This is a genomic window from Streptococcus halitosis (assembly GCF_003143695.2).
GTDB lineage: Bacteria > Bacillota > Bacilli > Lactobacillales > Streptococcaceae > Streptococcus > Streptococcus halitosis.
Genome location: NZ_QEMY02000010.1, coordinates 1 through 435, shown reverse-complemented (window position 1 = coordinate 435; position 435 = coordinate 1). Strand labels below are relative to the sequence as shown.

The following is a 435-nucleotide window of genomic DNA, read 5'->3' as shown; positions in this document are numbered from 1 at the left end:
GGTAGAAGGTCAAACGATTACCTTGACGCTTACAGAAGATCAAGTCAAAGCCAATGGCGGTCAAGCAGTTGAATTAACATTCGACGCGAAGATCAAAGCTGGTGCGAACTTGTCTGCGTATGTGAAGGAAGACGGTCGTACACAGATTCCGAATAAGGCAGCTTATGATGCAAGCTTCCCACACAAACCAGGAGTGCACAAGGACTCTAACGAAGTCCCAGTAACGCCTCCAACACCAGAAGAGCCGGAAATCAAGAAAGATGTGAACGGCAAAGAAGCTGAAACTCTTGACAAACGTGACCAAGTCTTCACTTACAACGTGAAAACAACAGTAGTGCAAGATGCGACAGCCTTCTCAGTCACAGATACCCTAGTAGACGTTCTTGAATTCGCAGGAACTTCAAGTGCTAAATTGAATGGTCAAGCGCTTGAGGC

1 protein-coding gene is annotated in these 435 nt (G+C 46.4%); it reads left to right on the top strand.

Annotated features, from left to right (window positions below; all coding sequences use genetic code 11):
* Window positions 1-435: isopeptide-forming domain-containing fimbrial protein (locus tag DB729_RS09345; RefSeq protein WP_131047422.1), on the top strand; the 435-nt coding region annotated here is incomplete at both ends.